This is a genomic window from Haloechinothrix alba (assembly GCF_900188115.1).
In the GTDB taxonomy this organism is placed as follows: domain Bacteria; phylum Actinomycetota; class Actinomycetes; order Mycobacteriales; family Pseudonocardiaceae; genus Haloechinothrix; species Haloechinothrix alba.
In genome coordinates this window covers 1-5,974 of record NZ_FZNW01000049.1, presented here as the reverse complement: position 1 = coordinate 5,974, position 5,974 = coordinate 1, and the positions used below count along the sequence as shown (strand labels likewise).

The following is a 5,974-nucleotide window of genomic DNA, read 5'->3' as shown; positions in this document are numbered from 1 at the left end:
CGACAGCTCCACTCCACACCGGGAGGCCTTCACCCATCCACGACCCCAGACCGTGTCGTCACAACACCTCAACCAACCTGCCTGGACATCACAGCGTACAGCGCAAAGATCAGTGCAGGGATCACGGCAGGTACCAACGACTTCGTCATACTCTACCACATCATCACCGGCGTCCACTTCTTCCAAGTCGGGGTGGGCACAGGGGTCCTGGTCGGGCTGATCGTGAGCTCCCGACGAGACGCGTAAGCACGTATGGCGTTCGTTGACGGCGGCGCGTGCTTCTGGCACATGATCAACCTGATGTGAATCTCTCATTGGCGCACGCGCATACTGAGTGGGATCATCGCCATGTGAGCGTGCCACCGAAGGGCAACTTGCCCGTCGAGTTGACCACTTTCGTTGGGCGAAAAGACGACCTTCGTCGCGCACGAACCTTGCTCTCCTCGGCACGGTTGCTCACGCTGACCGGGCCCGGTGGGGTCGGCAAGACACGGCTCGCCCGACAGCTGGCGGGTGACGTCCACCGCGCCTTCGCCCATGGTGTATGGTTCGTCGAGCTGGCGGACTTGCGGCAGGGCAAGCTTGTCGTATCGAGCGTGGCCAATGCGCTGGGAATACGGGACGAGTCAGCTGATCCCTTGGTTCGGCTTATCGACTACCTTCAGGACAAGCAGCTCCTCCTGGTCATCGACAACTGCGAACACCTGGCAGACGCCTGCGCGATGCTCATGGGAAAGCTACTCGCAGCAGCACCGCAGTTACGGATCGTCGCTACGAGCAGGCACACTCTCGGCCTCGAAGGTGAGCAAATCTTCACCGTGCCTTCTTTGACCCACGAGTCACTCAGCGGAGAGCCAACGGAAGCCATGGAGCTATTCGCGGAGCGCGCCACCTCCTCGGATCCCGATTTCATTATCACGCCCGACAATCAGCAGGTCGTCGCCGCGATCTGCCGCCGCCTGGAAGGAGTGCCTCTGGCGCTCGAGCTCGCGGCGGCACGGATCCGGTTCCTCACGCCCGACGAGATACTTGAACGGCTCGATGATACGTCCTTGCTCACGTCGGATCAGCACACGAGGCCGACGCGGCATCGCGCACTTGAGGCCGCCATCGAATGGAGCTACCGACTGTGCTCCCGCGCAGAGCACCAGGTCTGGGAACAGGCCTCTGTGTTTTCCGGCGGCTTCACCCTGGAAGCGATGGAAGCAGTCATCTGCACCGATACCGAGGACAGCGGCACATTAGCGTGGGCAATGTCCGGACTTGTTGACAAATCGATCGTGAGCCGCATGCACGGCACGCACGGCAAACGTGCTCGATATCAGATGCTGGAGATCGTCCGGCAGTTCGCTGCGGTTCGCCTCGCCGCCTCACCCGATGCTTACGCTGTACGCCGTCGCCATCGTGCTCATTTCGCCAAGCTCGCCGAGCGAGGATCCACGGACTACTGCTCTCCGCGAGAGAAGGCATGGGTCAGTGAGGTCCGGGCCGAGCACGCAAACCTTCGGGCGGCGCTGGAGTTCAGTGTTTCCGAACCCGGTGAAGCCGCAGCGGCGCTCGAGATGGCGAGCGCGCTGCGTCCCTACTGGGAACACTACGGGTTCATGCTCGAAGGGTTCCGATGGTTGTCGACCGCTTTGGAGAAGGCGACCTCGGTCACCCGGAGCCGCGCACGCGCGCTGGCGAACGCAGGCCAACTTGCCCTGCTGATGGACGAAAAAGATACCGCGAGGCGATTCATCGCTGAGTATCGATATACCGCTGACCAGATCGACGTTGACGAGTTCGAGGGGCTGGCGCTACTGACTCGCGCATTGCTGTCCTTCTCGGACGGAGAGCGCGAGGCCGCGCTCGCGCTGGCGGAAGATAGCGCGGCATGCAGCTTCCAGTTGAACGACATTGGCACGGCGACCGAAGCGCTGTTCGCAGCGGCCTTCATTGCATTCCTCACCAAAGATGAACGCGCCGACGAGCTGGCACATCGGTTGCTCAACACCGCAGAAGAGCTTGGCGCCCAGCTCTTCCGGGCGGTCGCCCTCTGGATGGTGGGGCTGAACCACTGGCGGCGCACCAATTACGATAGGGCGACCGAGACGATCAGGGAAGGCGTCATTCAGTTCGAACATTTTGGTCATCCTGGTCCGATCGCGCTCTGCATTGAGGGGATCGCGTGGACGGCGGCGAGCACCGGCGAGACCGAACGCGCCACGAAGCTGGTCGGCGCCGCCAAGACGATCTGGAAGTACAGTCAAATGCGGCTGCCGGAAGCGATGACCGCCCATATCGGAGTAGCGGTCGAGGAACAGCTACGACGTTCACTCGGCCAGGACGCCTTCGCCGAGCAGCTCGCTACCGGCAAGGCGCTGTCGTTCGATGAGGCGGTGTCGTATGCGCTGGGCGACACGATGTCGGCGCACGCGCCGCATGAGCAGCCACCCTCGGCGACCGTGCTGACCAGACGCGAGCACGAGATCGCCGCACTCGTGGCACAGGGACTGACGAACAAGGAAATTGCCGACAAACTGGTCATTTCACGCCGGACGGCTGACTCACATGTCGAACACATCTTGCGGAAGCTGGGATTTCGTACCCGTACCCGAATCGCGACCTGGCTAAGTCAGATGGAAAGCCCGGACACGAACTCACGCTGATACCGCATTGACTACGTACGCTACGCCCCTTCGAGCACCTCCACCGTACCGGCTGATCCGTCCACCCGGCACACGTCGCCGGTGCGCACTGTCCGGGTGCCCTCCCTGACGTTCATGACGCAGGGAATGCTGAGCTCCCTGGCCATCACCACGGCGTGGCTGAGCAGGCAGCCGATGTCGACGACGAGCGCATCGGCCAGGAACATCATCGATGCCCAACTCGGATCCGTCGTGTGTGCCACAAGGATGCCGCCCACCTAGACTTCGGCAGTCGCCGGATCGTCGACGACGACCGTACGGCCTTGCACCGCCCCGGCTAAGCGCCGATGCCTGTCAGCTTGACCGACTCCTCAACGGGCTCGGTATCGAGGACGGACTCGGGCACCCCGCGGAAGTGCGGCGGGATGCGCAGGGTGCGGTAAAGCTTGTGACGGCGACGGCGCTCAGTGATTACCGCCAAGCAGGGAAATGGCACATCCCCGGTCAGTTCCGCGGCGGCCAGGAAAGACACGGACTCCCGGTTGAGCTTCCGACTTGTATGGGTGATACCGGTTGGACGGGCTGGGTGATCGCTGGCCGTAGTCTGCCGGAGGTGCCGGGTCGGGCTCGCTCGTGAGCTTCCTGCCGCCCTGCTTGGGCTGGCTTGCTGGGGGTGTGTGGCTCGGCTCGGCACCGGCCGCGGTCTGACTCAACAGAGGTGTGCCTCGGCAGGGCCGAAAGTCGGAATGTCGACCGTGGTTTCCGTAGCACGTAAGCGAAGGGAGCATGGTCAATGGTCGTGATCGGAGTGGATCCGCACAAGGCCAGTCACACGGCGACAGCACTGGATGCGATCACTCAGCACACGCAGGAGACGGTGCGGGTGGAACCGTCGTTGCGGGAGTATCGACGGTTGCTGAGGTGGGGGACGCGCTTCGCCGAGCGGCAGTGGGCAGTGGAGAATGCCCACGGACTCGGCAAGCATCTGGCGCAGTGGCTGCTCGCCCGCGGCGAGACGGTGGTCGATGTGCCCTCGACCGCGACGGCCCGCGTGCGGGAACTCTCACGTGGCGGACGCCGCAAGAACGACGCTCTCGATGCTGCTGCCGCGGCCAGCGTGGCCGCGCTGCACGGCGACGCGGCACCCGTGGCGGTCGACGGGCCGGCCACGGTGCTGGCGATGCTCGATGAGCGCCGCACCAACCTGACCCAGCAGCGCACCCGCACGGTCAACCAGCTGCACGCCGTGCTGCGGGAGCTGCTCCCCGGAGGCGTGGCCACGGACTTGACCGCCGAGCAGGCAGCCACAGCCGTGGGCAGGATCCGACCGGCTTCGCCGGTGGAACGGGCCCGCAGGGGCCTCGCCCGCGAGCTGATCGCCGACATCCGCGCCCTGGATGCCCGCCTGCACGCCAACAAGCAGCGCATGCAGAACATGGTGGCCGAATCCGACAGCAGCCTGCCCGAGATCACAGGCGTTGGCCCGGTCGTGGCAGCACGCTTGCTGGGGCGCACCGCGCGTGCTGCTCGGTTCCCGACCGCGGCCGCGTTCGCGGCCTACTGCGGGGTCGCGCCGATCGAGATCGCCAGCGGCGACAAGGCCCGACACCGCCTCTCCCGCCACGGCGATCGCAAGCTCAACAATGCCCTGCACACCATCGCCCTGACCCAGGTGCGCATCCGCACCAGCCGCGGACGTAGCTACTACGACAGTAAAATCACACAGGGCAAGACCCACAGCGAAGCCATGCGCTGCCTGAAACGCCGCCTCGCCGACCACGTCTGGCGCACCATGATCACCGACGAACAACGAGTGGCGGCGGGCCCAGGAGGACACTTGGGGGCGTCTCTATCATCCAGCGCGGCCGGCTCAACCCCGAACACCGACTCTTCGGACCAGTCACTTCCCGGGCCCACCAGAGCTCACCATACCGAACCAGTTCTCACCGGTTGACAAACACAGAGGAACCCCCGGTTGTCCGGAGACTTTGGTGTGTCTCGGGTTCCGCGGCGTCTGGATTTCTGGATTCTGGTGCCTGACACCAGGAGGTCAGCGTGGGAAGACGGGGTTACCCGCCGGAGTTTCGTCGTAAGGTCCTCGACGTGCTCGAGGAGGGTCGTGGCGTCGCGCAGGTCGCACATGATCTCGACATCAGCAAGCAGTCGATCTACACGTGGCGGCGACAGGACCGCATCGACCGGGGCCTAGTCCCGGGGCTGACGAGTAAGGAGAAGGCCGAACTGTCGACGGCCCGGAAGCGGATCGCCGAGCTCGAAACAGAGTTGAAGGTCGCCCAGCGAGCTGTGGACCTGTTGAAGGAGGAGATCAGCCCAAAAGGCGGTACTCGGCGGTCGCGGTGATGGCCGCCGAGAAGTTCCCTGTCCAGGTCGCCTGCCGGGTCGTCGGAGTCTCGGAGTCGGGCTACTACGAGCGGCTCAAGCGGCCCCCATCAGAGCGGGCGGTGCGGCACGCCTGGCTGACCGACCTGATCACCCAGGTCCATGCCGAGTCCCGCGGCACCTACGGGTCCCGGCGAGTCCACGCCGAGCTCACCCTCGGCCGCGGCGTCGCTGTCGGGCACAACCAGGTCGAGCTGGTGATGCACCGAGCCGGGCTGCAGGGCGCTACCGGCCGACCGAAGTGGAAGCGGATCAAGCCGGACAACATCGCGACCGACCTGGTCGAACGCGACTTCGCCCGAGGTGGCCCGAACCAGCTGTGGGTCACCGACATCACCGAGCACTCCACCAGGGAAGGCAAGGTGTACTGCTGCGTCGTCCTGGACACCTACTCCCGCCGCGTGGTGGGCTGGTCGATCGACGCTTCACCCACCGCGGCTCTGGTCACCAACGCGCTCGGCATGGCCATCGACACCCCGCTCGGAAGGACCACCGCTGGCGGGACGGTGATCCATTCCGACCAGGGAGTTCAGTTCGCGTCCTGGGCCTTCACCGACCGTGCCAAGGCCTCCGGGCTGGTGCCCTCGATGGGAAGCGTCGGGGACTGCTACGACAACTCGATGATCGAGTCGTTCTGGTCCCGCATGCAGGTCGAACTCTTGGACCGGAAGAAGTGGAAGACTCGCGTCGAGCTGGCCAATGCGATTTTCGACTACCTCGAGATCTGGCACAACCGGAAGCGTCGACACAGCCAACTCGGGTGGCTCTCACCGATAGAGTACGAGCGCAACAGGATCATCACCGTGGCATGAGAGTCCAAGAATCTCGACTCCACGGAACCCGGGGCGAACCGAGTGACTCGCTACCGCTGCGTTGACTCCGGCAAGGCCGACGACTTCACGGTAGCGGCCGCCTGCCGAGCCGCCGGGGTGTCGACCTCGGCC

General features: G+C 64.6%; 4 protein-coding genes and 1 pseudogene. 4 read left to right on the top strand and 1 reads right to left on the bottom strand.

Annotated features, from left to right (window positions below; genetic code table 11):
• Positions 1 to 246, top strand: a 246-nt coding sequence (locus CHB84_RS23315) for a hypothetical protein (protein ID WP_217898695.1), incomplete at its 5' end; no start/stop codon positions are given.
• 104 nt (positions 247 to 350) lie between these two features.
• On the top strand, positions 351 to 2,651 hold the full coding sequence (locus tag CHB84_RS21830) for an ATP-binding protein (RefSeq protein WP_089303528.1): 2,301 nt from the start codon (positions 351 to 353) through the stop codon (positions 2,649 to 2,651).
• A gap of 20 nt (positions 2,652 to 2,671) precedes the next feature.
• On the opposite strand, the gene CHB84_RS23310 is transcribed toward CHB84_RS21830, so the two are convergent.
• Positions 2,672 to 2,893 carry a PEP-utilizing enzyme gene (locus CHB84_RS23310; RefSeq protein ID WP_217898694.1) on the bottom strand — a complete coding sequence of 74 codons (222 nt, stop codon included), beginning with the start codon at positions 2,891 to 2,893 and terminating at the stop codon, positions 2,672 to 2,674.
• Positions 2,894 to 3,423: 530 nt separating this feature from the next.
• Between CHB84_RS23310 and CHB84_RS21815 the strand changes: the two genes are divergently transcribed.
• Positions 3,424 to 4,584: an IS110 family RNA-guided transposase gene (locus tag CHB84_RS21815; protein ID WP_089303525.1), complete on the top strand. Its 1,161-nt coding sequence runs from the start codon at positions 3,424 to 3,426 to the stop codon at positions 4,582 to 4,584.
• 101 nt (positions 4,585 to 4,685) lie between these two features.
• Positions 4,686 to 5,842, top strand: a pseudogene (locus tag CHB84_RS21810) (IS3 family transposase).
• The last annotated feature ends 132 nt before the right edge of the window (positions 5,843 to 5,974 follow it).

Bases quoted from the DNA above. Each gene is read 5' to 3' on its own strand.
- CHB84_RS21815 (WP_089303525.1), top strand. From the start codon at position 3,424: ATGGTCGTGATCGGAGTGGATCCGCACAAGGCCAGTCACACGGCGACA.